Raw genomic sequence first — 25,167 nt, forward strand, 5'->3', positions numbered from 1 at the left:
GGGCCCAGGTCACGCGAGGTGCCGGACGGGCCCTAGCGGCGTTCCTGCTTGGCCTTGCAGCTCACGCAGAGGGTGGCCCGGGGGAACGCCTGGAGGCGGGCCTTGCCGATGGCCTGGCCGCAGGACTCGCAGACGCCGAAGCCGACGCCCTCCAGGCGGGCGAGCGCGCGCTCGGTCTGGGCGAGGCCGTCGCGGGCGTTGTTGGCGAGGGCGAGCTCGCTCTCCCGGTTGATGTTCTTGGTGCCGGCGTCGACCTGGTCGTCCCCGGCGCCGTCGTTGGAGTCCCGCATCAGCCCGGTGATCGCGGCCTCGGAGTTCTCGATCTCGGTGCGCAGTCGCTGCAGGTCGGCGTCGAGCTCGGCGTGCAGCTCGGCGACCTCCTCGGACGTCCACGGGTCCTCGCCGGCCCGGACGGGCAGCTCGGCCGGGTCCACCGACTCGGCCCCGCCCGCGCGGGCACCGGTGGCCGCGGGCACGTGGTGCCGACTGGTGGCCGCCGTCCGGCCGGTGCTGGTACTCGTCTTGCGCCGCGCAGTGCTCACGGTCCCCTCCCCTGGGTCGGTTGCCACGGCCTTGCGTGCCCGCTTGGCGGCGGTACCCGCAGCAGTTGCTCTCTCAGCCATGGCTTCGACCTCATTCACGAATGATGCGGACCGCCGGTTCCCGGCGGCCTCCGGTGCCGGAACGATAAGCCCCTTCGAATCCGGTCACAACGGGACATACCGATGTCATATCCGATCCCACCCGGGCAGCGGTCGGCCTCGACCCGAGCCTGGGTACTGTCCAGGTTGTGCCCAGATCGCCACCGGCTAACCTCACCTTGCGTGACCGTCGAGGCGGCTGCGGGAATCGGCTTGCCGGGGCCGATACACTGGGCCTGCAAGGCGCAGATGGGACGAGTACCGCAGTACGCAGCCATGAGCGACCCGGGGACGGTGCGAGCCCGGGGGTGTGCGCTACGGGAAGATCACCCCGGAGCCGCCGGAAGAACGGCCCCCGCGGCCCAGTAGAACCGGCAGCAGACCCAAACAAGAGGGTCGCGGGCCGGTCGGCCGCGGCCAAGGAGGGTGGTACCGCGGGACGGCTCGCCGTCTCGTCCCTCCGTCGGATCCAGTCCACGCATCCGTCGGAGGTAGACGCCCGCGATGAGCAGCACCTACAACCCCGTGCCGGCGCAGGTCGACCTGCCCGCCCTGGAGCACGGCATCCTGTCCTTCTGGCAGGACAACAAGGTCTTCCAGCGCAGCCTGGAGCAGTCCGAGGGCCGTCCCGAGTGGGTGTTCTACGAGGGCCCGCCGACCGCCAACGGCATGCCCGGCGCCCACCACATCGAGGCCCGCGTCTTCAAGGACGTCTTCCCGCGCTACCGGACGATGAAGGGCTACCACGTCGCCCGGAAGGCCGGCTGGGACTGCCACGGCCTGCCGGTCGAGCTGGCCGTCGAGAAGGAGCTCGGCTTCTCCGGCAAGCAGGACATCGAGGCCTACGGCATCGCCGAGTTCAACGCCAAGTGCCGCGAGTCGGTGACCCGGCACACCGGTGAGTTCACCCGGCTCACCGAGCGGATGGGCTACTGGGTCGACCTCGACGAGGCGTACCGGACGATGGACCCGTCCTACATCGAGTCGGTCTGGTGGTCGCTCAAGCAGATCTTCGACAAGGGCCTGCTGGTGCAGGACCACCGGGTCGCGCCGTGGTGCCCGCGCTGCGGCACCGGCCTGTCGGACCACGAGCTCGCGCAGGGCTACGAGACCGTCGTCGACCCGTCCGTCTACGTGCGCTTCCCGCTGACCTCCGGCCCGCTCGCCGGCGAGGCCACGCTGCTGGTCTGGACGACCACCCCGTGGACCCTGGTCTCGAACACGGCCGCGGCCGTCCACCCGGAGGTCACCTACGTGGTGGCCACCGACGGCAACGAGAAGCTGGTCGTCGCCGAGCCGCTGGTCGGCAAGGCGCTCGGCGAAGGCTGGGAGACCACCGGGCAGAGCTTCACCGGTGCCGAGATGGAGCGCTGGACGTACGACCGGCCGTTCGAGCTGGTCGAGATCGAGAACGCGCACTACGTGGTGAACGCCGACTACGTCACCACCGAGGACGGCACCGGCATCGTCCACCAGTCGCCCGCCTTCGGCGCGGACGACCTCGCGGTCTGCCGCCGCTACGGCCTGCCGGTGGTCAACCCGGTCGAGGCGGACGGCACCTTCGCCGCGGACGTCCCGCTGGTCGGCGGGGTCTTCTTCAAGAAGGCCGACGAGACCCTGGTCGCCGACCTGCAGGCCCGCGGCCTGCTCTTCCGTCACCTGCCGTACGAGCACAGCTACCCGCACTGCTGGCGCTGCCACACCGCGCTGCTCTACTACGCGCAGCCGTCCTGGTACATCCGCACCACGGCGGTCAAGGACGCCCTGATCCGGGAGAACGAGGCCACCAACTGGTTCCCCGAGAACGTCAAGCACGGCCGCTTCGGCGACTGGCTGAACAACAACATCGACTGGGCGCTGTCCCGCAACCGCTACTGGGGCACGCCGCTGCCGATCTGGCGCTGCGAGGAGGGCCACCTCACCTGCGTCGGCTCGCGGGCCGAGCTCACCGAGCTGACCGGCACCGACCAGAGCGCGCTCGACCCGCACCGTCCGTACATCGACGACGTCACCTTCGGGTGCCCGCAGTGCTCCGGCACCGCGGTGCGGGTGCCCGAGGTGATCGACGCCTGGTACGACTCGGGCTCGATGCCGTTCGCGCAGTACGGGTACCCGTACCAGAACAAGGAGCTGTTCGAGAGCCGCTACCCCGCGCAGTTCATCTCCGAGGCGATCGACCAGACCCGCGGCTGGTTCTACACGCTGATGGCGGTCGGCACCCTCGTCTTCGACCGGAACGCGTACGAGAACGTGGTCTGCCTGGGCCACATCCTCGCCGAGGACGGCCGCAAGATGTCCAAGCACCTGGGCAACATCCTGCAGCCGATCCCGCTGATGGACCAGCACGGCGCCGACGCGGTGCGGTGGTTCATGGCGGCCGGCGGCTCGCCCTGGTCCGCCCGCCGGGTCGGCCACGGCACCATCCAGGAGGTCGTCCGCAAGACCCTGCTGACGTACTGGAACACCGTCGCCTTCCAGGCCCTGTACGCGCGCACCGCCGGCTGGGCGCCGTCCGCCGCCGACCCGCGCCCCGCCGACCGCCCGCAGCTCGACCGCTGGGTGCTCTCCGAGCTGAACACCCTCGTCCGCGAGGTCGACACGGCGCTGGAGGCGTACGACACCCAGCGCGCCGGGAAGCTGCTCTCCGGCTTCGTCGACGACCTCTCCAACTGGTACGTGCGCCGCGGGCGCCGCCGCTTCTGGCAGGGCGACGCCGCGGCGCTCGCCACCCTGCACGAGGCGCTGGAGACCGTCACCCGGCTGATGGCCCCGCTGACCCCGTTCATCACCGAGCGGGTCTGGCAGGACCTCGTGGTGCCGGTCGTCGCGGACGCCCCGTCCTCCGTCCACCTGGCGACCTGGCCGGTCGCCGACGAGACCCTGGTCGACGAGACGCTCTCCCGGAACATGGCGCTCGTCCGCCGGCTGGTCGAGCTCGGCCGGGCCACCCGGGCCGAGTCCGGGGTGAAGACCCGTCAGCCGCTGTCCCGGGCGCTGATCGCCGCCCAGGGCTGGGACGAGCTGCCGGCCGACCTGCGGGCGCAGATCGCCGAGGAGCTCAACGTCTCCGTCCTGGAGTCGCTGGCCGGGGTCGGCGGCTCGCTGGTCGACACCTCCGCGAAGGCCAACTTCCGGGCCCTCGGCAAGCGCTTCGGCAAGGGGGTGCAGGACGTCGCCAAGGCGGTCGCCGCGGCCGACGCCGCCGTGCTCGCCGCCGAACTGCGGGCCACCGGCGCCACCGGCGTCGAGCTGAACGGCGAGCGGATCGCCCTCTCCCCGACGAGGTCGTCATCACCGAGACGCCGCGCGAGGGCTGGGCCGTCGCCAACGAGGCCGGTGCCACCGTGGCGCTCGACCTGGCGATCACCCCGGAGCTGAAGCGGCTCGGCATCGCCCGCGACGCCATCCGCCAGATCCAGGAGGCCCGCAAGAACTCCGGCCTGGACGTCGCCGACCGGATCGTCCTGCGCTGGGAGGCCGACGGCGAGGAGACCACCGCGGCCGTCACCGAACACGGCGGCCTGGTCGCCGACGAGGTGCTGGCCGTCGACTTCGCCGCCGGCCCGGCCGACTGGGAGTCCGAGGCCTTCACCGACGAGTCGCTCGGTCTCACCTTCCGGCTCCGCAAGGCCTGAGCCCCGGGCCCCAGGGGCACGGAGAACTGCGCGATTCGGAGGAATCCCACCTCCGAATTGCGCAGTTCTCCCCGGCCTTCGGCCGGGAGGTGCCCCCACGCGCCCCTGTTCCGTCCCTGCCCGCACCCGCAGGGCGTTCCCCCAAACACACGAGGGCGCCCCCGCCGTGACGATCGTCACAGTGGGGGCGCCCTCGTTCTGCCGTGCTAGTTGTCGCCGTCCTCGTCGATGAGGAAGCCGCGCATCGGCGCCGGTGCCTGCTGCATCGGCTGCGGAGGCTGCGGGCGGACGGCCGCCATCGGCTGGGTCATGCCGGCCGGGGCCATCTGCGCGGCACCCGTCCCGCCGCCCGGCTGACCGCCGAAGCTCGGGTTGCCGCCACCGAAGGAGTTCCCGCCGAACGACTGGCCGCCGAACGACTGGTTCCCGCCGAAGGACGGCTGGCTGCCGAAGCTCGGGGCGCCGCTGCTCACCGAGGAGCTGGTGGCCGGGGCCATCGACGACGCAGCCGGGGGCAGCGAAGCGGTGGCCGGGATCCGCGGCGGCGCCAGCGAGTCGTCCGCCTGCGACTCCAGCTGGCGCAGCTGGGTCTCCAGGTAGGACTTCAGGCGGGTGCGGTACTCGCGCTCGAAGGCGCGCAGGTCCTCGACCTTGCGCTCCAGCGTGGCGCGGGCGGACTCCAGGGAGCCCATCGCGACGCGGTGCTTCTCCTGCGCGTCCCGCTCCAGGGCGTCGGCCTTGGCACGGGCGTCCCGCTCCAGGCCCTCGGCGCGGCTGCGGGCCTCGCCGACGATCTTGTTGGCCTCGGACCGGGCCTCGGAGATCGCCTGGTCGGCGGTCTGCTGGGCGAGGGCGAGGACGCGGGCGGCGCTGTCGCCACCGGGCTGCTGCTGGGGCTGGCCCATCGGCTGACCCATCGGGCCACCCATCGGCGCGAGCTGCTGCTGGCCCATCGGCTGGCCCATCGGGCCACCCATCGGGGCGAGCTGCTGCTGGCCGCCCATGGTCTGGCCCATCTGCTGCTGCTGGCCCATGGGCTGGCCCATCTGCTGCGGCTGGCCCATCGGGCCGCCCATGGGGTTGCCCATCGGCTGCAGCATCTGACCGCCCATCGGCTGCACCAGCTGCTGCTGGCCGCCCATGGTCTGGCCCATCTGCTGCGGCTGGCCCATGGGCTGGCCCATCTGGCCGCCGTTGCCGGGCGGGAGCGCCGGGGCACCGGACGGCAGGCCGAGGGGCTGGTTGCCCATCTGCTGCTGCTGGCCCATCTGCTGCTGCTGGCCCATGGGCTGGCCCATCTGCGGACCGGGGCCCTGCTGCTGGCCGGGCACCGGCGGGCCGGATATGGCGGCGGGCACCGGGGCACCGGCGGGGCGGCCGTCCTGCGGCTGCTCCTTGCGCATGTTGGCCTGGTTCTGCGCGGCGGCACGCGTGGCGGCCGCCAGCTTGGCGCGCAGGTCCTCGTTCTCGCGCAGCAGGCGGGTCAGCTCGGCTTCGACCTCGTCGAGGAAGGCATCGACCTCGTCCTCGTCATAGCCTTCGCGCAGCCGGACGGTCGTGAACTGCTTGTTCCGAACGTCCTCGGGGGTCAATGGCATCTCTTCACCTCAACGTGATCGTCGGCACTCCGGAATCCTGTCGCATCGCTCACAACGACAGGGACCGCACGAGCGAGATCAGGACATACACAATGATCATCAGTACGAAGAAGGACAGGTCGAGCGCCACGCCCCCGAGACGCAACGGCGGAATGAAACGCCGAAGAAGCTTGAGTGGCGGATCCGTGACAGTGTACGTGGCCTCCAGGACCAGGACCATGGCCCTTCCCGGTTGCCACGACCGCGCGAACTGGAAGACCCAGTCCATCACGAGACGGAAGAGGAGGATCAACAGGAAGACGGTCAGCGCGTAGTAGAGCACCGCCCCGACGATCCCCATCTCGTCTCCCTCTCCCTGGCCAACTGTTCCGTCAATGACGCACTGTCGATCGATCCACACATACAGTCGTGGCCGGGTCAGCTCTGGTTGAAGAACCCACCCTCGGCGATCCGAGCCTTGTCCTCCGCCGTGACATCGACGTTAGCAGGAGACAGGAGGAACACCTTCTGTGTCACGCGCTCGATACTGCCGTGCAGACCGAAGACGAGTCCAGCGGCGAAGTCTACGAGTCGCTTGGCGTCCGTGTCGTCCATCTCGGTCAAATTCATGATCACAGGAGTGCCGTCGCGGAACTGTTCCCCGATGGTACGGGCCTCGTTGTACGTCCTCGGGTGCAGCGTGGTGATGCGGTAGGGCTCTCGTTCGTTCACTACCTTGGGCATGATCACCGGGGCGCTCTTCTCCACGTTCTGGCGGCGGTCGGGTGTGATGGACGACACTGGGGCCATCCGCGGAGCCTCCTGCCGGATCGGCACGGCGGCCGGCACGGGCTGCGGGGCGATGTGGGCGACGGGAGCCGGGGCGGACTGCGCCGCCGCGGCCGGGCGCAGGTCCTCGGTGCGCCCGGTGCGGATCGGCTCCGGGTCGGCGTCGTAGTCGTCGTCGGGGTCGTACCCCTGGCCGTCGTACGTCTCGTCCTCCACGAGGCCGAGGTAGACCGCCATCTTGCGCATTGCGCCGGCCATGCTCCTGTCTCCTCCGCTCTGTGGTGGATCGACTCCGGCTGCGGCCTCGGCCTGCGGTCCCCGCACCCACCCCACGCCTCGCGGGACCGACGGGCCGTCAGGCCGTGAGGATGTTGCGGAGATGCGATCCACGAAGTGTTCGCTAGCGCGCTGAACGGCTGCTAGGTTCTGTCCTGTTTTGTCCTGCAGTCTGATCTACTACCCGGTGACGTTACCCGAGCGGTGACCGCACACCGAGTACCGCCGTACCGACGCGTACATGTGTCGCCCCGGCTGCCACGGCCTGCTCCAGATCGCCGCTCATGCCCGCCGAGACCATCGTGGCAGCAGGATGGCCCGCCCGTACCCCGCTTGCGATTTCCGCCAGCCGCGCGAAGGCGGCGGCCGGATCCCCGGCCAGCGGACCGGCGAGCGGAGCCACCGTCATGACGCCGTCCAGGCGGAGCCCCGGGGCGGCGGCGATCAGGTCGGCGAGCGCCGGCACGTCGGCCGGGGCGACGCCGGCCCGGCCCGCGCCCTCGCCGTCCGCCTTGTCGAGCGCCACCTGCACCAGGCAGCCCAGGGGCGCGCGGCCCGCCGACTGCACCGCCGCGGAGAGCGAATCGACCAGTCGCGCGCGGTCCACGGAGTGCACGCGGTCGGCGTAGCGCACCACCGAGCGCACCTTGTTGGTCTGCAACTGTCCGACGAAGTGCCAGGTGAGCGGCAGGTTCCCGCACGTCTCCGCCTTGGGCGCGGCGTCCTGGTCGCGGTTCTCGGCCACGTCGGTCACCCCGAGCGCGGCCAGCAGTGCGGTGTCCTCGGCCGGGTAGGTCTTGGTGACCACGACCAGGGTGACCTCGTCGCGGGACCGGCCGGCGGCGGCGCAGGCGTCGACGATCCGCTTCTCGACCACGTCGAGGTTGGCGCCGAGCTGCTCGTAGCGGGCGCGCTGCCGCGGGTCGAGCAGGGACGGGAAATCCGGGCGGCCCGGGAACGGTCCGTAGATGTCGTTCGTCATGAAAGATCGGAGCCCAACCAGACGTAACTCGCGAGGCGGCCCGTGCGCTGCTCGCGGCGGTAGGAGTAGTGGTCGGCCGATTCGAGGGTGCACACGGTGGAGGGCACCACCTCGGCCACGCCCGCTTCGGCGAGCTGGGCGGCGACCCCGGCGGCGACGTCGAGCGCCGGGGTGCCCCAGGAGGTCTCGGCCCAGGCGGCGGGCACCACGTCGGCGACCTCGGCGCGCAGTTCGGCGGGCACTTCGTAGCAGCGGCCGCAGACCGCGGGGCCGAGGACGGCGGTGATCCGGCCGGGGTCGGCGCCGAGTCGGGCCATCGCCCGGACGGCGGCCGGGACGACCCCGGCGGCCAGGCCCGGGCGGCCGGCGTGCGCGGCGCCGACGACCCCGGCGACGGGGTCGGCGAGCAGCACCGGCGTGCAGTCGGCGGTCAGCACCGCGAGGGCGAGCGGGCGGTCGGTGACCACCGCGTCCACCGTCGGGGCCTGCCCGTCCGGCTGCCGCTCCGTCACCACGGCGACGTCGGCCCCGTGCACCTGGTGCATCCAGACCACGTCCGCCGGGTCGAGCCCCAGCGCGCCGGCGGCCACCGCGCGGTTGCGCCGGACGGCGGCCGGGTCGTCCCCGACCGCCCCGCCGAGGTTGAGCTCCCCGTACGGCGAGGTGCTCACCCCGCCCCACCGGGTGGTGGAGGCGAAGTGAGCACCGTGTCGACTGATGTGAGGAATCACGTGCGAGGCGTCTACTTCAGGAAGTCCGGCACGTCGAGCTCCTCGGCGGGGCTCTCGACGTACGGCTGGCGGACGGGCTGGACCTGCGGCGGGACGGGCGCGGCCGTGGTCGCGGAGACCGTGGCCGGGCTGTCGGAGCCGCGGGAGGAGTCGTCCGGACGGGCCGTCACGGAACCGATCCCGTAGGAGGGGCGGGTGGCCGGACGCTCGGGGGCGGCGGAGGCCGGCGTGCTGGCCTTCACCACCGGGTCGCGGACGATCGCCGGCGGCTGCCCGCCGTCGAAGCCGGCCGCGATGACGGTGACCCGGACCTCGTCGCCCAGGGCGTCGTCGATGACGGCGCCGAAGATGATGTTGGCCTCGGGGTGGGCGGCCTCGCTGACCAGCTGGGCGGCCTCGTTGATCTCGAACAGGCCGAGGTCCGAGCCGCCGGAGATGGAGAGCAGCACGCCGCGGGCGCCGTCGATGGACGCCTCCAGCAGCGGGGAGGAGATGGCCATCACGGCGGCCGCCTTGGCGCGGTCCTCGCCGCGGGCGGAGCCGATGCCCATGAGCGCCGAGCCGGCGTCCGACATCACGGACTTGACGTCGGCGAAGTCGAGGTTGATCAGGCCCGGCGTGGTGATCAGGTCGGTGATGCCCTGGACACCGGACAGCAGCACCTGGTCGGCGGAGCGGAACGCGTCCAGCACGCTGACCTGGCGGTCCGAGATGGACAGCAGGCGGTCGTTGGGGATGACGATGAGGGTATCGACCTGCTCGCGCAGGGAGGCGATGCCGTCCTCGGCCTGGTTGGCCCGGCGGCGCCCTCGAAGGTGAACGGGCGGGTGACCACGCCGATGGTCAGTGCGCCCAGCGAGCGGGCGATGTTGGCCACGACGGGCGCGCCGCCGGTGCCGGTGCCGCCGCCCTCGCCGGCGGTGACGAAGACCATGTCGGCCCCCTTGAGGACCTCCTCGATCTCCTCGCGGTGGTCCTCCGCCGCCTTGCGGCCGACCTCGGGGTTGGCGCCGGCGCCGAGGCCCCGGGTGAGTTCACGGCCCACATCGAGCTTCACGTCGGCGTCGCTCATCAGGAGGGCCTGCGCATCGGTGTTGATCGCGATGAACTCGACGCCCTTGAGCCCGACCTCGATCATCCTGTTGATGGCGTTGACACCACCGCCGCCGATACCGACGACCTTGATGACTGCGAGGTAGTTCTGGGGTGCTGCCACGTCGAAGGCCTCTCGCCTCGAATTTCCGGGTCGGCTCCCCATGTCGCGAAGGCCGACGGATGTCGATGGGTGGGGAGCACGCGCTTTCGGTGGTGTATGTCCCGAAATGCCGACCGCCGACCCGAACCCTAAACTTGAGGTTTAGGGTTGAGGCTGTACCTCTGTCACATCACTGCAGGACACAGCCCGGTGACACAGGACAGTAGGTCGCATCCGGCCCCGTGTTCAACGAACACGCCGAGCTCCCCGTTTTTTCTTTTGAGCCTATGTGATCATCGATCCCCCGGTGAAACCGGGGTGACCACCAAGGGTCGGACCGGAGCCTCGGCCCCGTCAATACCGCCCCCGGAGGAAGAACTTACCGGATCATCCCGACACGGCCGGAGCATCCGGCGCACTCACGTCGTAATTCGCCGCTTTCCGGCCGAGCAGCGCGGTCAGCACCACGGCCTTGCGCGGGGTCCGCTCCGGACTCCCCAGCGCACCGTCACCCCGCCCGCCAACTGCAGCCGGACATCGTCGTAGCTGTGCACCTGGACGGCCCCGGCCTGCTTCGCGACCTCCGGCGGGAGGCCCGCGGCCACCGTGATCGCCGCCTGCACCAGGGCCTGGCGGTCGAACACCGCCAGCGCATCGTTCGCCTGCTGACCGAGTTGCAGGTCCACCACCGGCACCCCCGCCGGGGCCGCCGCCTCGGTGGCGAAGGTGAAGCCGCCCGCGTCCACCTGGGCGAACCTCCCGTCGTCCGTCCGCACGGAGGCCACCGCCCGACGCTCGGTCACCTTCACCCGAAGCGTGTGCGGCCAGCCGCGCCAGACCTCCGCCTTCGCCACCCGGGGAACGGACTGCACCCGGCGCTGCGCCTCCGCCAGGTCGACCCGGGCCAGCGGCCCGTGCCGGAGGCCGCCGAGCGCCCGCGCCACCTCGTCCTGGCTCAGCCGGCCGCTGTCCAGCCCCTGGACGGCGACACTGCGCACGTCCAGGGCCGAGGAGACGAAGACCAGCCACCCCAGCGAGCCGGCGATCAGCGCGCCGAGGAGGCAGAGCACCAGCACGCCCCGCCGGGAGAGCCGGACCCGCGGTGCGGGCGGCTCCCCCGACGGGGCGGCGGGGGCGGCGGGGTCAGCCACGACGGCGGCCGCCCCGGGATGCCTCGATCGCCTCGTACACCATGCGCACCAGCAGCTCGTCCGCGTCGCGGCGGCCGAACTCGGCGGCGGCCCGGCTCATGTCCCACAGCCGGGCCGGGTCGGTGAGCACAGGCAGCACGTTCTGCAGCACCCAGTCCGAGGTGAGGTCGGCGTCGTCGACCAGCAGGCCGCCGCCCGCCTTCACCATCGGCTGGGCGTTCAGCCGCTGCTCGCCGTTGCCGATCGGCAGCGGCACGAACGCGGCGGGCAGCCCGACGGCGGCCAGCTCGGCGACGGTCATCGCGCCGGCCCGGCAGAGCATCAGGTCGGCCGCGGCATAGGCGAGGTCCATCCGGTCCACGTACGGCACCGCGCGGTACGGCGGCATCCCCGGGATGTCGTCGACCACCGGCAGCTCGTTCTTCGGGCCGACCGCGTGCAGGATCTGCACGCCGTACTGCTGGAGCCGCGGCGCGATCGCCTGGACGGTCTCGTTCAGCCGGCGGGCGCCCTGCGAGCCGCCGGACACCAGCAGGGTGGGCAGCCGCTGGTCGAGGCCGAAGTAGTGCCGGGCCTCCGGGCGGACCGCGTTGCGGTCCAGGGTCGCGATGGTGCGGCGCAGCGGGATGCCGATGTAGCGGGAGTCCCGCAGCTTGGAGTCCGGGGTGGAGACGGCCACGAAGTCGGTGTAGCGGGCACCGATCTTGTTGGCGAGGCCCGGCCGGGCGTTCGCCTCGTGGACCACGATCGGGACGCCCGCGCGCTTGGCGGCGAAGTAGGCGGGCATCGCGACGTAGCCGCCGAAGCCGACCACGACGTCGGCCTTGACCCGCTCGATGACGTCCTGGGCCGCCCGGACGGTGCCCCGCAGCCGGCCCGGCACGGTGATCAGCTCGGGGGTGGGCTTGCGGGGCAGCGGCACGGCCGGGATGAGCGCGAGTTCGTAGCCGCGTTCGGGGACCAGCCGGGTCTCCAGACCCCGTTCGGTGCCGAGGGCGGTGATCCCCACGGACGGGTCGTGCCTGCGGAGCGCGTCCGCGAGCGCCATGGCCGGCTCGATGTGACCGGCGGTCCCGCCGCCGGCGAGTACGACATGCACCGAAATTCACCGCTCCCTGCGCGTCGGCCGTACGGCCTTGCGCGCTGTGGTTCGTCGTCGTGGCAGCACCCGGGCCAGGAATGCCCCGGGCCGGGTCTGGTTCCGGGCGGCGAGCGCCGCCTTGGCCCCCGGGGAGCTGCGCGCGAAGCTGATCAGCACCCCGATGGCGCACATGGCCGACAGCATGGCGGACCCTCCGTAGGAGAACAGCGGGAGGGGCACGCCCGCGATGGGCAGCAGTCCCAGCGCCGACCCCAGGTTGACCATGGCCTGGGCCATGATCCACGTGGTGGCGGCTCCCGCGGCGTACCTGACGAAGGGGTCCTTCGTGCCGATGGCCACTCGGATACCCGCGTAGCCTAGTGCCGCGAAGAGGGCGAGGACTGACAGCGTCCCCACCAGTCCGAGTTCCTCGCCGGTGGCGGCGAAGATGAAGTCGGTGTGCGCCTCCGGGAGCTGGCCCCACTTCTCGACGCCGGCGCCGAGTCCGGAGCCGAACGGGCCTCCGGCGGCGAAGGCGTAGAGGCCGTGCAGGGCCTGGAAGCAGTTCAGGTTCGGGTCCGGCTTGGTGACGCCGATGCAGGCCAGCCGGTCGAGGCGGTGCGGCACGGTGATGATCAGTGCGGTGCAGGCGATCACCGCGATGCCCAGGGTGGCGCCGAACAGCCGCAGCGGTGCGCCGACCATCCAGAGCAGGCCGAAAAGCATCGCGACCAGGACCATCGTGGTGCCCATGTCGCCGCCGAGCATGATCAGCATCATCAGCAGCACGGTGCCGGGCACCAGCGGCACCAGCAGGTGCTTCCACTGGTCCAGGGTGTGCGTGCGGTGCTTGCGGGCCAGCAGGTCGGCGCCCCAGAGCACCACCGCGAGCTTGGCGAACTCCGACGGCTGGACCTGGAAGAAGCCGAAGTTGAGCCAGTTCCGGTTGCCGTTGACCATCATGCCGATGCCCGGGACGGCGACCAGCAGCAGTGCCCCGACCACCGCCAGCAGCATCGGGTAGGCGAGCAGCCGCAGCGCCTTCACCGGCGTGCGGGCCAGCAGCACCCCCATCACGGTGCCCAGCAGCACGGCGACCAGCTGTTTGCGGAAGAAGAAGGTGATCGGCAGGTGATGCTCCATCACCAGGATCTGCGACGAGGAGAACACCATGACCAGGCCGAGCACCACGAGCAGCATGGTGGAGCCGAGCAGCAGGTAGTACGGGGTGAGCGGGCGGTCCAGCGTCCACCGGACGCGGTCCCGCAGCGCCCGCAGCCGGGTGACCGGCGTCGCCGACTTGAAGGTGGTGGTGGTCGCCGAGATCAGCTGGAGGCGCGAAGGTCCGCGCTCCGGTGGGGCGGTCGTCCCCGCCTTGCCCTCACCGGACACGCGACTCCCCCATCGTTGTGCCTCCTACTTGGCCAGGTCCCGTACCGCGGCGGCGAACAGGTCGCCGCGCTCGCCGTAGTTGGTGAACATGTCCATCGAGGCGCAGGCGGGCGCCAGCAGGACGGTGTCCCCCGGTGCGGCGAGCGAGGCCGCCGTCCGGACCACCTCGGCCATCGCCACCGCGCCAGTCTGGCCCGCGGCCGCCTCGATCACGGGCACATCGGGAGCGTGTCGCGCCAGCGCCTCGCGGATCAGCGCACGGTCCTCGCCGATCAGCACGGCGGCCCGGAGCCGGCCCGCGGCGCCCGCCGCGAGCTCGTCGAAGGTGGCCCCCTTGGCGAGTCCGCCGGCGATCCAGACCACCGGTTCGTAGGCGGCGAGGGAGGCGGCGGCGGCGTGCGTGTTGGTCGCCTTGGAGTCGTCGATCCAGGTGACCTCGTCGACGACGGCCACCTCGGCGATCCGGTGCGCGTCCGGGCGGAAGGCCCGCAGGCCGTCCCGGACGGCCTTGGCGTCCACGCCGTAGGCGCGGGCCAGCGCGGCCGCGGCGAGCGCGTTGGCGATGTTGTGCGGGGCGGGCGGCACGATGTCGGAGACGGCGCCGATCTCGGCCGCGCTGTTGGCCCGGTCCTCGACGAAGGCGCGGTCGACCAGCAGGCCGTCGACGACGCCGAGGTTCGACAGGCTCGGGGCCCCGAGTCCGAAGCCGACCGCGCGGCAGCCCTCCTCGACGTCCGCCTCGCGGACCAGCGCCTCGGTGGCCGGGTCCGCCAGGTTGTAGACGCAGGCGACCCGGTTGCCCTCGTAGATCCGGCCCTTGTCGGCGGCGTACGCCTCCATCGAGCCGTGCCAGTCGAGGTGGTCGGGCGCGAGGTTGAGGACGGCCGCGGAGTGCGGGCGCAGCGAGGGCGCCCAGTGCAGCTGGTAGCTGGAGAGCTCGACGGCCAGCACGTCGTACGGCTCGTCGGCGAGGACGGCGTCCAGGACCGAGACCCCGACGTTGCCGACGGCGGCGGTGCGCCGGCCGGCCGCGGTGAGGATCGAGGCGAGCATCTGGACGGTGGTGGTCTTGCCGTTGGTGCCGGTGACGGCCAGCCAGGGGCGGGCTCGCCGGTGGCGGCGAGCGGGCGGCGCAGCCGCCAGGCGAGTTCGACGTCGCCCCAGACCGGGACGCCCGCCTTCTCGGCGGCGAGGAACAGCGGGCTGCTCGGCGGCCAGCCGGGCGAGGTGACGACGAGTTCGGTGCCCTCGGGGAGGGTGTCCCCGTCCCCGAGCCGGACGGCCACGCCCGCCAGCTGCTCGGCCTTGGCCCGCAGGGCCGGGCCGTCGCCGCCGTCGACCGCGGTGACCTCGGCGCCGAGGCCGGCGAGCACCCGGGCGGCGCTCAGGCCGGACAGGCCGAGGCCCGCGACGACGACCTTGAGGCCCGCCCAGTCGGGGTTGTCCGTCATCCGGTCACCCATCCCGCGTAGAAGAGTCCGAGGCCGACCGCGACGCACAGGCCCTGGATGATCCAGAACCGGACGACGATCAGCACCTCGCTCCAGCCCTTGAGTTCGAAGTGGTGCTGGAGCGGGGCCATCTTGAAGACCCGCTTGCCGGTCATCCGGAACGAGCCGACCTGGATGATCACCGACAGGGTGATGATCACGAAGAGGCCGCCGACCAGGGCGAGCAGGATCTCGGTGTGGGAGCAGATCGCGAGGCCGGCCAGCGCGCCGCCGAGGGCGAGCGAGCCGGTGTCACCCATGAAGATCTTGGCGGGCGAGGTGTTCCACCACAGGAAGCCGAAGCAGGAGCCCATCAGGGCGGAGGCCACCACGGCGAGGTCCAGCGGGTCGCGGACGTCGTAGCAGTTGGCGGTGGCGGTGATCATGTGGGCGCAGGTCTGGCCGTACTGCCAGACGCCGATGAAGGTGTAGGCGCCGAAGACCATCACCGAGGCGCCGGTGGCCAGACCGTCGAGGCCGTCGGTGAGGTTCACGCCGTTCGACATCGCGGCGATCATGAAGTAGGCCCAGATCACGAACAGCACCGGGCCGATCGACCAGCTGAAGTCGCGGACGAACGAGATGCTGGTGGAGGCCGGGGTGAGGTTGCGGCTGTCGTGGAACTGCAGGGCCAGGATGGCGAAGGCGAGACCCACGAAGGACTGGCCGAAGAGCTTCGCCTTGGCGCGCAGGCCGAGCGAGCGGCGCTTGACGACCTTGATGTAGTCGTCCAGGAAGCCGACCAGGCCGAGACCCACCGTCAGGAACAGCACGAGCAGGCCGGAAGCCGTGGGCGACTCGCCCGTTATCGCCTTGGTGGCGAAGTAGGCGATCAGCGTCGCCAGGATGAACGCGATGCCGCCCATGGTGGGGGTGCCGCGCTTGCTGTGGTGCGCCTTCGGGCCGTCGTCCCGGATGTACTGGCCGTAGCCGTGCCGGGCCAGCAGCTTGATCAGCGCGGGCGTGCCGAGCAGGGACAGCACCAGGCCGATGCCGCCGGCGAAGAGGATCTGCTTCATCATCGGGCGGCCCCATCGGCGAGCAGGGCCTCGGCCACCTTCTCCAGGCCGGCCGAACGGGAGGCCTTCACCAGCACCACGTCCCCAGGCTGCAGCTGACTGCGCAGCAGCTCGATCGCCGCGTCCGCGTCGGACACCAGCACCGACTCCTCACCCCACGAACCTTCGTTCCTCGCGCCGAGTTCCATGCAGGCCGCCTCGCGTCCGCCGACCGCCACCAGTTTGGTGACGTCGAGCCGGACGGCGAGCCGTCCGATGGCGTCGTGCTCGTCGAGGCTCTCCTCGCCGAGCTCCCGCATCTCCCCGAGCACCGCCCAGGTGCGGCGGCGCTCCGGGCCGCGGCCGGCCATCGACACGAGCGCCCGCAGCGCGGCCCGCATCGAGTCCGGGTTCGCGTTGTAGGCGTCGTTGACGACGGTGACACCATCGGCCCGGTCGACGACCTCCATGCGCCAGCGGGACAGCGCACCCGCCTCGCTGAGCGCTTCGGCGGTGTCGTCGACGGGCATCCCGAGCTCCACCGCCACCGCTGCGGCGGCGAGGGCGTTCGAGACGTGGTGCTCACCGTACAGGCGCAGGTTCACCGGTGCGGAACCGGCCGGGGTGATCAGCGTGAAGGACGGCCGCCCGGTGTCGTCCAGGCGAACATCGGCCGCACGGACGTGGGCGTCCCGGCTCTCGCCGAACAGCACGACCCGGCCCTTGGTGCGGCTCTCCATGGCCCGTACCAGGGGGTCGTCGGCGTTGAGCACGGCAACGCCCTCGGTGGTGAGGGCCTCGACGATCTCGCCCTTGGCCTGGGCGATGCCCTCCTTGGAGCCGAACTCGCCGACGTGCGCGCTGCCCACGTTGAGCACCACGGAGATGTTCGGCGGGGTGATGCCGGTCAGGTACTCGATGTCGCCCTTGTGCCGGGCGCCCATCTCCAGCACCAGGTGACGGGTCGTCTCCTCGACCCGCAGCGCGGTCATCGGGTGCCCGATCTCGTTGTTGAGGTTGCCGGGCGGGTAGACGGTCTCGCCGTGGCGCTGCAGCACCTGGGCGATCAGGTCCTTGGTGCTGGTCTTGCCGGAGGAGCCGGTGAGGGCCACCACCCGGGTCGCGTGGGCGTGTTCGACCACCGCGCGGGCGAGCCGGCCGAGCGCGGCGACCACGTCGTCGACCAGGATCGCGGGCACGCCGACCGGACGGGAGGCGAGGACGGCGACGGCGCCGTCGGCGATCGCCCCGGCCGCGTAGTCGTGGCCGTCCACCCGCTCGCCGACCACCGCGACGAACAGGCCGCCGGGCGTCACCTGCCGGGAGTCCACCACCACGGGGCCGGTCACCCGGGCCGCCGGGTCCGCGCCGCCGTCGAGGGTGCCGCCGACCGCCGCGGCGGCCTCGGCCAGGGTCAGTGCGATCACGGCTGCGCTCCTTCGTGGGTCGCGGGGGTGCTGTGCACGATGGCCTCGCGCAGCACCTCGCGGTCGTCGAACGGGCGTACCTCGCCCTTGGCGTACTGGCCGACCTCGTGGCCCTTGCCGGCCACCAGCACGGTGTCGCCGGCGTGGGCCCGGGCGACGGCCCTGCGGATCGCGTCGGCGCGGTCGGGGACGACCAGCACCTCGCCGCGCTCGGCCTCGGGCACCTCGGCGGCCCCGGCGAGCATCGTGGCGAGGATCGCCAGCGGGTCCTCGGAGCGCGGGTTGTCACTGGTCAGCACCGCGGTGTCGGCGATCCGGGCGGCGATGGCGCCCATCGGGCCGCGCTTGAACGGGTCGCGGTCGCCGCCGCAGCCCACCACCACGTGCAGCCGGCCCTTGGTGACCTCGCGCAGCGACTCCAGGACGGCCTTCAGGGCGTCCGGCTTGTGCGCGTAGTCGACCACGGCGACGTACGGCTGCCCGGCGTCGACCCGCTCCAGGCGGCCGGGGACCCCGGGCGAGGAGGCCACCCCGGCGACCGCGGCGGCCAGCGGGATGCCCGCGGTGACCAGCGCGGTGATCGCGCCGAGCGCGTTGGCGACGTTGAAGGGGCCGGGCAGCGGGACCGCGGCGTCGGCGCTCGCACCGTCCGGGCCGACCACCCGGAACACCGAGCCGGCCGGGCCGAGCTGCACGTCGACCGCCCGCCAGTCGGCGTCGGCGTCGCCCGCGGCGGAGAAGGTGACCATCGGGATCGGCGCCTCGCCGGCCAGCCGGCGGCCGTACGCGTCGTCGAGGTTCGCCACCCCGCGGCGGGCCTTGTCGGTCTGGAAGAGCCGGGCCTTGGCCCGGTAGTAGTCCTCCATGTCGGGGTGGAAGTCGAGGTGCTCGGGGGTCAGGTTGTTGAACAGCGCGACGTCGTACAGCACGCCGTCGACCCGGCCGAAGACCAGCGCGTGGCTGGAGACCTCCATGACCACCGCGTCCGCGCCCCGCTCGCGCATCACCGCGAGGACGGCGTGCAGGTCGGTGGACTCGGGGGTGGTGCGCTCGCTCTTGATCCGCTCGTCGCCGACCCGCATCTCCACGGTGCCGATCACGCCCGGCAGCAGCTCGGCGCCGCGCAGCCCGGCCTCGACCAGGTAGGAGGTGGTGGTCTTGCCGTTGGTGCCGGTCAGCCCGATCATCAGCAGCTGCTCGCTGGGCCGGCCGTAGACGGCGGCCGCGAGGTGGCCCATCGCGCCGCGCACGTTGTCCACCACCAGCAGCGGCACGCCCGCGTCGGCGGCCAGTTCGGCGCCGGCCGGGTCGGTGAGGACGGCGACGGCCCCGGCCAGTACGGCCTGGCCGGCGAACGCCGCACCGTGGTGGTTCGCGCCCGGGAAGGCCACGTACACGTCGCCGGGGCGCACGGCCCGGGAGTCGTGGGTGACGCCGGTCACCGCGCCGCCCTCGACGGGCTCGACGCCCAGCTGGCGGGCGACCTCGCCGAGCGGCAGCGCCGCCGGGCGGGTCGGGCGGGGCGGGCTCGCGGAGATTTGATCGGGTTTCGGCACGGCGGGCAGGGTATCGGCCGAAGGGCCCCAGGGCCAAACCGGGTCGGATCGGCTCCGCCGCCGGGCTGCTGCGGGCCCGCCCGCTGCCGCGGCGGTCCGGACGGTCGGGGGTCTCGCTCATCAGGGCTTCCAGTCGACGGGCAGGTTCGGTGCCTCGCTTCCGCTCGGCGCGACCCGCAGGGTCTTGAGGGCGAACTCCATCACCTGCTTGAACACCGGGCCGCACAGCTGGCCGCCGAAGTGGCCGTTGACCGGGTTCTGGATGACGCAGGACACCGTCACCCGGGGCTTGTCGGCCGGCGCGAAGCCGATGAAGGAGGCGGTGTACCCGGAGTACCGGCCGGTCCTCGGGTCCACCCGGTTGGCGGTGCCGGTCTTGCCGGCCACCCGGTAGCCCGGGATCTTCGCCGCGTTGCCGGTGCCCTGCTCGTCGGTGACGACGGACTCCAGCATCTCGGTCAGCGTCTTCGCCGTCTCCGGCGTCACCACCCGGCTCTGCGCGGCCGGCTCGGCGGGCGTGTAGCGGCCGTCCGCCCCCGTGGTGCCCATCACCAGGCTGGGCGTCACCCGCACCCCGCCGTTGGCGATGGTGGAGAAGACCGAGGTGGCCTGCAGCGCGTTCACCGACAGGCCCTGGCCGAACGGGATGGTGTACTGCTGCGAGCCCTTCCAGTCCTGCGGCTTGGCCAGGATGCCCCGGGTCTCGCCGGGGAAGCCCAGCCCGCTGGGCTGCCCGATGCCGAACTTCTGCAGGTACCCGCCGAGCACCTGGTTGGACTCGGCCTGGGTCTTCCCGAGGTGCTCGGCGGCCTCGATGGTGCCGATGTTGGACGACTTGGCCAGCACGCCGGCCAGGGTCAGGTACCAGGTCTCGTGGTCGACGTCGTCGTGGAACACCCGGTCCGAGCGCTGGAGGGTGTTCGGCACCGTGACGTGGGTGTCCCACTGCGCCGAACCGGTGTCCAGCACGGCGGCCATGGTCATCAGCTTGGCCGTGGAGCCGGGCTCGTAGGCGTCCTGGACGGCCGCGTTGCCGAGCTGGTCCGGCCGGGCCGACGCCAGGTTGTTCGGGTCCAGGCCGGGCGAGGTGGCCATCGCCAGGATCCGCCCGCTCTGCACGTCCTGGACGACGACGTAGCCCTTCTCCGCGCCGGCGTTGGCGACCTGGTCGCCGATCGCCCGCTGGGCCGCCCACTGGATGTCCTTGTCGAGGGTCAGCCGCAGGTCGACGCCGGGTACCGGGTCCTGCTGGCTGCCGCCGGAGCTCGGCACGATCCGGCCGCCCACCGAGGCGTAGGTGGAACGGCCGTCCTTGCCCGCGAGCTCCTTCTCGTACTGGAGCTCCAGGCCGCCGGTGCCGGTGCCCTCGGAGTTGACGAAGCCCACCAGGTTGCCCGCCAGGTCGGCGGCCGGGTAGACCCGCCGCTTGCTCGGCGCGTACACCACACCGGCCAGCGGATTGGCGCAGGACGCGTCCAGCGAGCTGCGCCCGCCCTGGTCGGCGGGCTTGGCGAGGAGCAGGCGCTGGGCGCGGCAGGCCTTGCTGTCGGCCTGCTTGGCCAGGCCCGCCCGCAGGTCCGAGATCTGGTTCTTGACCTCCGGGGTCTGCCGGGCGGAGAGCAGCACGTAGCGGCTCTTCGGGTTCTTCGGGTTGAGGTGCAGCAGGCCGGCGAGCTTCTCCTTGGCTACGCCGAGCATCGGCGCGAGCAGCGCGGCGGCCTGCTCCGGTGCGTCCGGGACCTTGGTGGCCTCGGGGGTGAACAGTGTCGGGTCGGCGGTGATGTCGTACGCGTCCACGGTGGTGGCGAGCACGGTGCCGTCGGCGGCCGTTATCGAGCCGCGCTCGGCGGAGAGCACCACGGGCACGTACTGGTTGGCGCCGGCCTCGGCGGCGAGCGCGTGCGAGTCCAGCAGCTGGAGCTGGAAGAGCCGGCCGGCGAACACCGCGAACACCACCACCAGGGCGATCCCGGCCACCCGCAGGCGGCGGCGCGGATCGGCCAGCGCGATCATGCGCGGCTGCGGACGGGCCGGCGGCCGCTGCGGGCGGCGGGCCGGGCCGGCGTTCCGGGCCTGGCCGCCGGCGCGGCGCGGGTCCTGCGTCCGGCGCGGCGTCTCGCCGCCGCGCGGACGGGGGCGCGCGGCCGGTCGGCGCCGGACCGGGCCGCGTCGCCCGGACGGACGGGGCGCTGCGGGCGCCGGTCGCCGGAGCCGTGCGGGGGCCTGCGGGGAGTGCTCACCGGGCACCGCCCGGCGTGGTGGCCGGCGGGGCCGGGGCGATCTGCACGCCGCCGTCGCCGCCCGCGGACGGGTCCGGAGCGGGCGTGCCGCCCGGGTCCGTCGGGGCGGGAGCCGGCTGCGGCGACGGGTCGCCGCCCGGCCGGCGGACGGGCGGGCCGGACGGGGCGGGCCCGGGCCGGCCGAGCACCGAACCGTCGTCCTGGAGGAAGACCGGGTCGCCGCCCGGCAGCATGCCGAGCTGCCGGGCCCGCTCGGCCAGTGCGTCGGGGGCGGCGTTGCGGTCGATCTGGCGCTGCAGGCCCTGGCGCTCGTCGGTGAGGTCGGTGGTCTGCTTCTTCAGCCGGGACAGCTCGAAGGAGCCCTCGTTGAGCGCGGTGTTCAGCATCAGCAGGCCGAGCAGTCCGGCCGAGAGGAGCACCACCATCAGCACCGCGAAGGGCGTCCGCCCCCGTGCCGAACGGGCCTTCGGCCGTACCGTGATCCGTGCTCCGCCCCCCGGCCGGGGAGAGCTCCGCTCCCCTGGCCCGCCCGCTCCGCCCGCCCACGGGCAGGAGGGGCCCACCGCCGGCCACCGGCACCGCACTCTCCCTCGTGTCGTCCGCCCGGCTCAGCCCCGGGTCGCCCTGATCCTCTCCGCCACGCGCAACCGGACAGGTGCGGCGCGCCGGTTCTCCTCGATCTCCTCCTCGGTCGCCAGCTCGGCCCCGCGGGTGTGGAGCTTCAGCCAGGGCTGGAGCTCCTCGGGTACGAACGGCAGCCCGGGCGGGGCGGTGGTGGTCGCTCCGGCCTGAAGGTACTGCTTCACCAGCCGGTCCTCCAGGGACTGGTAGGACATCACCACGATCCGCCCGCCGACCGCGAGGGCGTCCAGGGCGCCGGGGATGGCCCGGTCGAGCACCTCCAGCTCCCCGTTGACCTCGATCCGCAGGGCCTGGAAGGTGCGCTTGGCCGGGTTGCCGCCGGTGCGCCTGGTCGCCGCCGGGATGGCGTTGCGTACCAACTCCACGAGACGCGCGCTGGTGGTGAACGGTTCCTTGGCGCGTTCGCGGAGGATCACCGAGGCGATCTTCCCGGCGAACCGCTCCTCGCCGTACACCTTGAGGATCCGGGCGAGATCGCCGTGGCTGTAGGTGTTGAGCACCTCGGCGGCGCTCAGCCCGCGGGTCTGGTCCATCCGCATGTCGAGCGGCGCGTCCTGGGCGTAGGCGAAGCCGCGGTCGGCCTCGTCCAGCTGCATCGAGGAGACGCCGAGGTCGAACAGCACGCCCTGCACCTCGGGGATCCCGAGGTCGGCGAGGACCTGCGGGATCTCGTCGTACACGGCGTGCACCAGGGTGGCCCGCTCGCCGAACGGGGCGAGCCGCTCGGCGGAGAGCTTCAGCGCGGCGGGGTCGCGGTCCACCGCGACCAGCCGGATCCCGGGGAACTGCGTCAGCAGCGCCTCGCTGTGCCCGCCGAGGCCGAGGGTGGCGTCCACCACGACCGCGCCGGGGGCCGAGATCGCCGGGGCCAGCGCGTCCACACAGCGCTGGAGCATCACCGGGACGTGCCTGGGTGCCGGGGTGTCGTTGCTCATCGCGCGGTGGCGCCCTTCGTCGGTGCGTCCGCCCTGACCGGGGCGGCTGCGCCCATTCTCGCCCACCGGCCCGTCCCGTCGGCACCGGGCCGGGCCCGGGGAGCACGGCAGCCCGTGGTCCCCGCCCGCTCGCCTGGGGAAGGAGTGGCCGCCCGGCACCGGGGAAGGTGCGCCAGGAGGCACGGGAGCGGGTGGAGGCCGCGGGCTGCGTACCGGGAGGCTGCGGATGTCCGCAGGCCCACCGCCGGCCCGCGGGGTGCGCGGTGACGGTGCGTACGGGCTGTGCTCCACTGCGTCGCCAGCCTAGCGCCCGGGCCCGTCCAGTCAACGTTCCCCGGCCGCTCACCACCCGGGCGGAGGTATGGATCGCCGCAGGTCGCGGGCGCGGGCCGGGGTCGCACCCGGGCGGCGCGCGGTGCGGCGCCCCGCGCCGGACACAGCAGGACGAACGGGGCAATCGGCACGCCGACCGGACGCGGGCCGGTATGCACTCGATCACAGCCGGGCACGGGGCCGCACCGCACCAGCGGAAATCCGATTACCTTCATCACCATGACAGTGACTCCCGACCGGCCCGTGCCGAACGCCGCTGCCACCTCCGACTCCGGCATCATCGACCGCTTCGTCGCGGCCAACCGCGCGTACGCGGTCGACTTCCGCGACGGCGGCATGGACGCCCGCCCCGTGCAGAAGGTCGCCGTGGTGGCGTGCATGGACGCCCGCCTCGACCTGTTCGCCGCCCTCGGCCTCGAACTCGGCGACGCCCACATCATCCGGAACGCGGGCGGCGTCGTCACCGACGACACCATCCGCTCCCTGACCATCAGCCAGCGCGCGCTGGGCACCCGCTCGGTCGCGCTGATCCACCACACCGGCTGCGGGCTGCTCGGTCTCACCGAGGACTTCCGCCGCGAGCTGGAGCTGGAGGTCGGCCAGCGCCCGCAGTGGGCGGTGGAGTCGTTCGTCGACCTGGACGGCGACGTCCGGCAGTCGATCCAGCGGGTGCGGACCTCGCCCTTCCTGCCGCACACCGAGGACGTCCGCGGATTCGTCTTCGACGTCCACACCGGTCTGCTCAGGGAAGTCGTCTGACCCCGTCCGTCCGCCGTCCCGGACCCGGCCGACGCCGTCCGGGTCCTCCCTCCGCCGGCCGCCCCGCCCGACCCCCGACGCTGCGGGGACGAACCGGGACACTGCACGCGTGTCGCCCGGTCGAGTGACTTCCTGCCTCCCGACAGGGAAGAATGCGGGTGCCGGCCCGGCCCCGCACCACACGCGGCAGCCTGGCCGAACGCCCGCCGCCCGCGCCGCTCCTCCCGGAGCCGCACGCCCGGCCGGCGTCGCGGCATCGGAGCCGGCCGGCCAGGAGCCGGTACGAGTGGTCCACATGGGAGCGAACGGGTGACGACCTACAACACGCAGGGCGCGGTGGGGGCTGCCAAGCCCTCCGAAGGCTTCGGGGCCAGACGGCCCGCGGGGCTGGCGGAGCTCGGCACCGTGGCCGAGCGGATCCGCGCCTCGGTGGAGAGCGTCATCGAGGGCAAGCCCGAGGCCGTCCGGATCGCCCTGACCGTCCTGCTCGCCGAGGGCCACCTGCTGCTGGAGGACGTGCCCGGCGTCGGCAAGACGATGCTGGCCAAGGCCCTGGCGAAGTCCGTGGACTGCACGGTGCGCCGGATCCAGTTCACCCCCGACCTGCTGCCGTCCGACGTGACCGGCACCAACGTCTTCGACCAGCACCAGCGCGACTTCGAGTTCCGGCCGGGCGCGATCTTCGCGCAGATCGTGGTCGGCGACGAGATCAACCGGGCCTCGCCGAAGACCCAGTCGGCGCTGCTGGAGTCGATGGAGGAGCGCCAGGTCACCATCGACGGCACCAGCTACGAGCTGCCGTCCCCGTTCATGGTGGTGGCCACCCAGAACCCGGTCGAGATGGAGGGCACCTACCCGCTGCCGGAGGCCCAGCGCGACCGCTTCATGGCCCGGGTCTCGATCGGCTACCCCAGCGCGGACGCCGAGTTCGCCATGCTCGACGTGCACGCCGGCGCCAACCCGCTGGACGACCTGCAGCCGGTCGCGCACGCCGCCGACATCCTCAAGCTGATCGAGCTGGTCCGCACCGTGCACGTCGCCGACGCCGTCCGCCGGTACGCGGTCGACCTGGTCGCCGCCACCCGCAACCACCCGGAACTGCGGCTCGGCGCCTCCCCCGGGCCACCCTGCACCTGGTGCGGGCCGCCCGCGCCGCGGCCGCCCTCGACGGCCGCGAGTACGTGCTGCCCGACGACATCCAGGCGCTGGCCGTCCCCGTCCTGGCGCACCGGCTGCTGCCGACCGCCGAGACCCAGCTGAGCCGCCGCACCGCCGAGCAGGTCGTCCTCGACCTCGTCGCGCGGCTGCCGATCCCCCGTCCGCAGGGGCGCGGCTGA

Annotated in this window: 16 protein-coding genes and 4 pseudogenes; 3 read left to right on the top strand and 17 right to left on the bottom strand. The window is 72.7% G+C overall.

Features of this window, described 5'->3' with window-relative positions:
• Positions 1-32: 32 nt before the first annotated feature.
• Positions 33-542, bottom strand: a complete 510-nt coding sequence (locus ABEB13_RS12645; protein WP_345705590.1) for a TraR/DksA family transcriptional regulator — start codon at positions 540-542, stop codon at positions 33-35.
• 603 nt (positions 543-1,145) lie between these two features.
• On the opposite strand from ABEB13_RS12645, the pseudogene ileS reads away from it, so the two are divergent.
• A pseudogene (gene ileS, locus ABEB13_RS12650) lies at positions 1,146-4,276 on the top strand (isoleucine--tRNA ligase).
• Positions 4,277-4,482: 206 nt separating this feature from the next.
• Here ileS and ABEB13_RS12655 read toward each other — a convergent pair.
• The 16 genes and pseudogenes from ABEB13_RS12655 to rsmH form a co-directional block, all read right to left on the bottom strand.
• The gene (locus tag ABEB13_RS12655) at positions 4,483-5,874 is read right to left on the bottom strand and encodes a DivIVA domain-containing protein (RefSeq protein WP_345705591.1); all 1,392 of its coding nucleotides are present in this window, start codon (positions 5,872-5,874) and stop codon (positions 4,483-4,485) included.
• Between the two features lie 49 nt (positions 5,875-5,923).
• Positions 5,924-6,214 (bottom strand): YggT family protein, encoded by a 291-nt coding sequence (locus tag ABEB13_RS12660; RefSeq protein WP_100890667.1) that lies wholly within the window; start codon positions 6,212-6,214, stop codon positions 5,924-5,926.
• Between the two features lie 77 nt (positions 6,215-6,291).
• Positions 6,292-6,900: a cell division protein SepF gene (locus ABEB13_RS12665; RefSeq protein ID WP_100890666.1), complete on the bottom strand. Its 609-nt coding sequence runs from the start codon at positions 6,898-6,900 to the stop codon at positions 6,292-6,294.
• 211 nt (positions 6,901-7,111) lie between these two features.
• Positions 7,112-7,900 (bottom strand): YggS family pyridoxal phosphate-dependent enzyme, encoded by a 789-nt coding sequence (locus ABEB13_RS12670; RefSeq protein WP_345705592.1) that lies wholly within the window; start codon positions 7,898-7,900, stop codon positions 7,112-7,114.
• The gene (pgeF, locus tag ABEB13_RS12675; protein WP_345705593.1) at positions 7,897-8,631 is read right to left on the bottom strand and encodes a peptidoglycan editing factor PgeF; all 735 of its coding nucleotides are present in this window, start codon (positions 8,629-8,631) and stop codon (positions 7,897-7,899) included. Before pgeF ends, ABEB13_RS12670 begins: the two co-directional genes overlap by 4 nt.
• An 11-nt stretch (positions 8,632-8,642) precedes the next feature.
• Positions 8,643-9,847: pseudogene (ftsZ, locus tag ABEB13_RS12680) on the bottom strand (cell division protein FtsZ).
• 437 nt (positions 9,848-10,284) lie between these two features.
• On the bottom strand, positions 10,285-10,977 hold the full coding sequence (locus ABEB13_RS12685) for a cell division protein FtsQ/DivIB (RefSeq protein WP_345705594.1): 693 nt from the start codon (positions 10,975-10,977) through the stop codon (positions 10,285-10,287).
• Positions 10,970-12,076, bottom strand: a complete 1,107-nt coding sequence (gene murG / locus ABEB13_RS12690; RefSeq protein WP_100890661.1) for an undecaprenyldiphospho-muramoylpentapeptide beta-N-acetylglucosaminyltransferase — start codon at positions 12,074-12,076, stop codon at positions 10,970-10,972. Before murG ends, ABEB13_RS12685 begins: the two co-directional genes overlap by 8 nt.
• A gap of 6 nt (positions 12,077-12,082) precedes the next feature.
• Positions 12,083-13,450: a putative lipid II flippase FtsW gene (gene ftsW, locus ABEB13_RS12695; RefSeq protein WP_380231623.1), complete on the bottom strand. Its 1,368-nt coding sequence runs from the start codon at positions 13,448-13,450 to the stop codon at positions 12,083-12,085.
• 24 nt (positions 13,451-13,474) lie between these two features.
• Positions 13,475-14,901: pseudogene (gene murD, locus ABEB13_RS12700) on the bottom strand (UDP-N-acetylmuramoyl-L-alanine--D-glutamate ligase).
• Positions 14,898-15,962: a phospho-N-acetylmuramoyl-pentapeptide-transferase gene (gene mraY / locus ABEB13_RS12705; protein ID WP_345705595.1), complete on the bottom strand. Its 1,065-nt coding sequence runs from the start codon at positions 15,960-15,962 to the stop codon at positions 14,898-14,900. Before mraY ends, murD begins: the two are co-directional and overlap by 4 nt.
• Positions 15,959-17,365, bottom strand: coding sequence for a UDP-N-acetylmuramoyl-tripeptide--D-alanyl-D-alanine ligase (locus ABEB13_RS12710; protein ID WP_345705596.1), 1,407 nt, complete (start codon positions 17,363-17,365; stop codon positions 15,959-15,961). Before ABEB13_RS12710 ends, mraY begins: the two co-directional genes overlap by 4 nt.
• On the bottom strand, positions 17,362-18,921 hold the full coding sequence (locus ABEB13_RS12715; RefSeq protein WP_345705597.1) for a UDP-N-acetylmuramoyl-L-alanyl-D-glutamate--2,6-diaminopimelate ligase: 1,560 nt from the start codon (positions 18,919-18,921) through the stop codon (positions 17,362-17,364). Before ABEB13_RS12715 ends, ABEB13_RS12710 begins: the two co-directional genes overlap by 4 nt.
• Before the next feature lie 120 nt (positions 18,922-19,041).
• Positions 19,042-20,934, bottom strand: coding sequence for a peptidoglycan D,D-transpeptidase FtsI family protein (locus ABEB13_RS12720; protein WP_380233424.1), 1,893 nt, complete (start codon positions 20,932-20,934; stop codon positions 19,042-19,044).
• A gap of 223 nt (positions 20,935-21,157) precedes the next feature.
• A complete protein-coding gene (gene ftsL, locus ABEB13_RS12725) occupies positions 21,158-21,586 on the bottom strand; it encodes a cell division protein FtsL (protein WP_345705599.1) in 429 nt (142 codons plus the stop codon).
• Positions 21,587-21,769: 183 nt separating this feature from the next.
• Complete coding sequence (gene rsmH, locus ABEB13_RS12730) at positions 21,770-22,738, bottom strand: 16S rRNA (cytosine(1402)-N(4))-methyltransferase RsmH (protein ID WP_345705600.1); 969 nt, start codon at positions 22,736-22,738, stop codon at positions 21,770-21,772.
• A 552-nt stretch (positions 22,739-23,290) separates the two neighbouring features.
• Here rsmH and ABEB13_RS12735 point away from each other — a divergent pair.
• Together ABEB13_RS12735 and ABEB13_RS12740 are read left to right on the top strand one after the other, a co-directional pair.
• Positions 23,291-23,830, top strand: a complete 540-nt coding sequence (locus ABEB13_RS12735) for a beta-class carbonic anhydrase (RefSeq protein ID WP_345705601.1) — start codon at positions 23,291-23,293, stop codon at positions 23,828-23,830.
• A 387-nt stretch (positions 23,831-24,217) separates the two neighbouring features.
• Positions 24,218-25,167: pseudogene (locus tag ABEB13_RS12740) on the top strand (AAA family ATPase).

It is taken from the genome of Kitasatospora paranensis (genome assembly GCF_039544005.1).
Lineage (GTDB): Bacteria > Actinomycetota > Actinomycetes > Streptomycetales > Streptomycetaceae > Kitasatospora > Kitasatospora paranensis.

Bases quoted from the DNA above. Each gene is read 5' to 3' on its own strand.
- rsmH (WP_345705600.1), bottom strand. From the start codon at position 22,738: ATGAGCAACGACACCCCGGCACCCAGGCACGTCCCGGTGATGCTCCAG.
- ABEB13_RS12655 (WP_345705591.1), bottom strand. From the start codon at position 5,874: ATGCCATTGACCCCCGAGGACGTTCGGAACAAGCAGTTCACGACCGTC.
- ABEB13_RS12670 (WP_345705592.1), bottom strand. From the start codon at position 7,900: ATGACGAACGACATCTACGGACCGTTCCCGGGCCGCCCGGATTTCCCG.
- ABEB13_RS12735 (WP_345705601.1), top strand. From the start codon at position 23,291: ATGACAGTGACTCCCGACCGGCCCGTGCCGAACGCCGCTGCCACCTCC.
- ABEB13_RS12660 (WP_100890667.1), bottom strand. From the start codon at position 6,214: ATGGGGATCGTCGGGGCGGTGCTCTACTACGCGCTGACCGTCTTCCTG.
- mraY (WP_345705595.1), bottom strand. From the start codon at position 15,962: ATGATGAAGCAGATCCTCTTCGCCGGCGGCATCGGCCTGGTGCTGTCC.
- ABEB13_RS12665 (WP_100890666.1), bottom strand. From the start codon at position 6,900: ATGGCCGGCGCAATGCGCAAGATGGCGGTCTACCTCGGCCTCGTGGAG.
- ftsL (WP_345705599.1), bottom strand. From the start codon at position 21,586: ATGGTGGTGCTCCTCTCGGCCGGACTGCTCGGCCTGCTGATGCTGAAC.
- ABEB13_RS12720 (WP_380233424.1), bottom strand. From the start codon at position 20,934: ATGATCGCGCTGGCCGATCCGCGCCGCCGCCTGCGGGTGGCCGGGATC.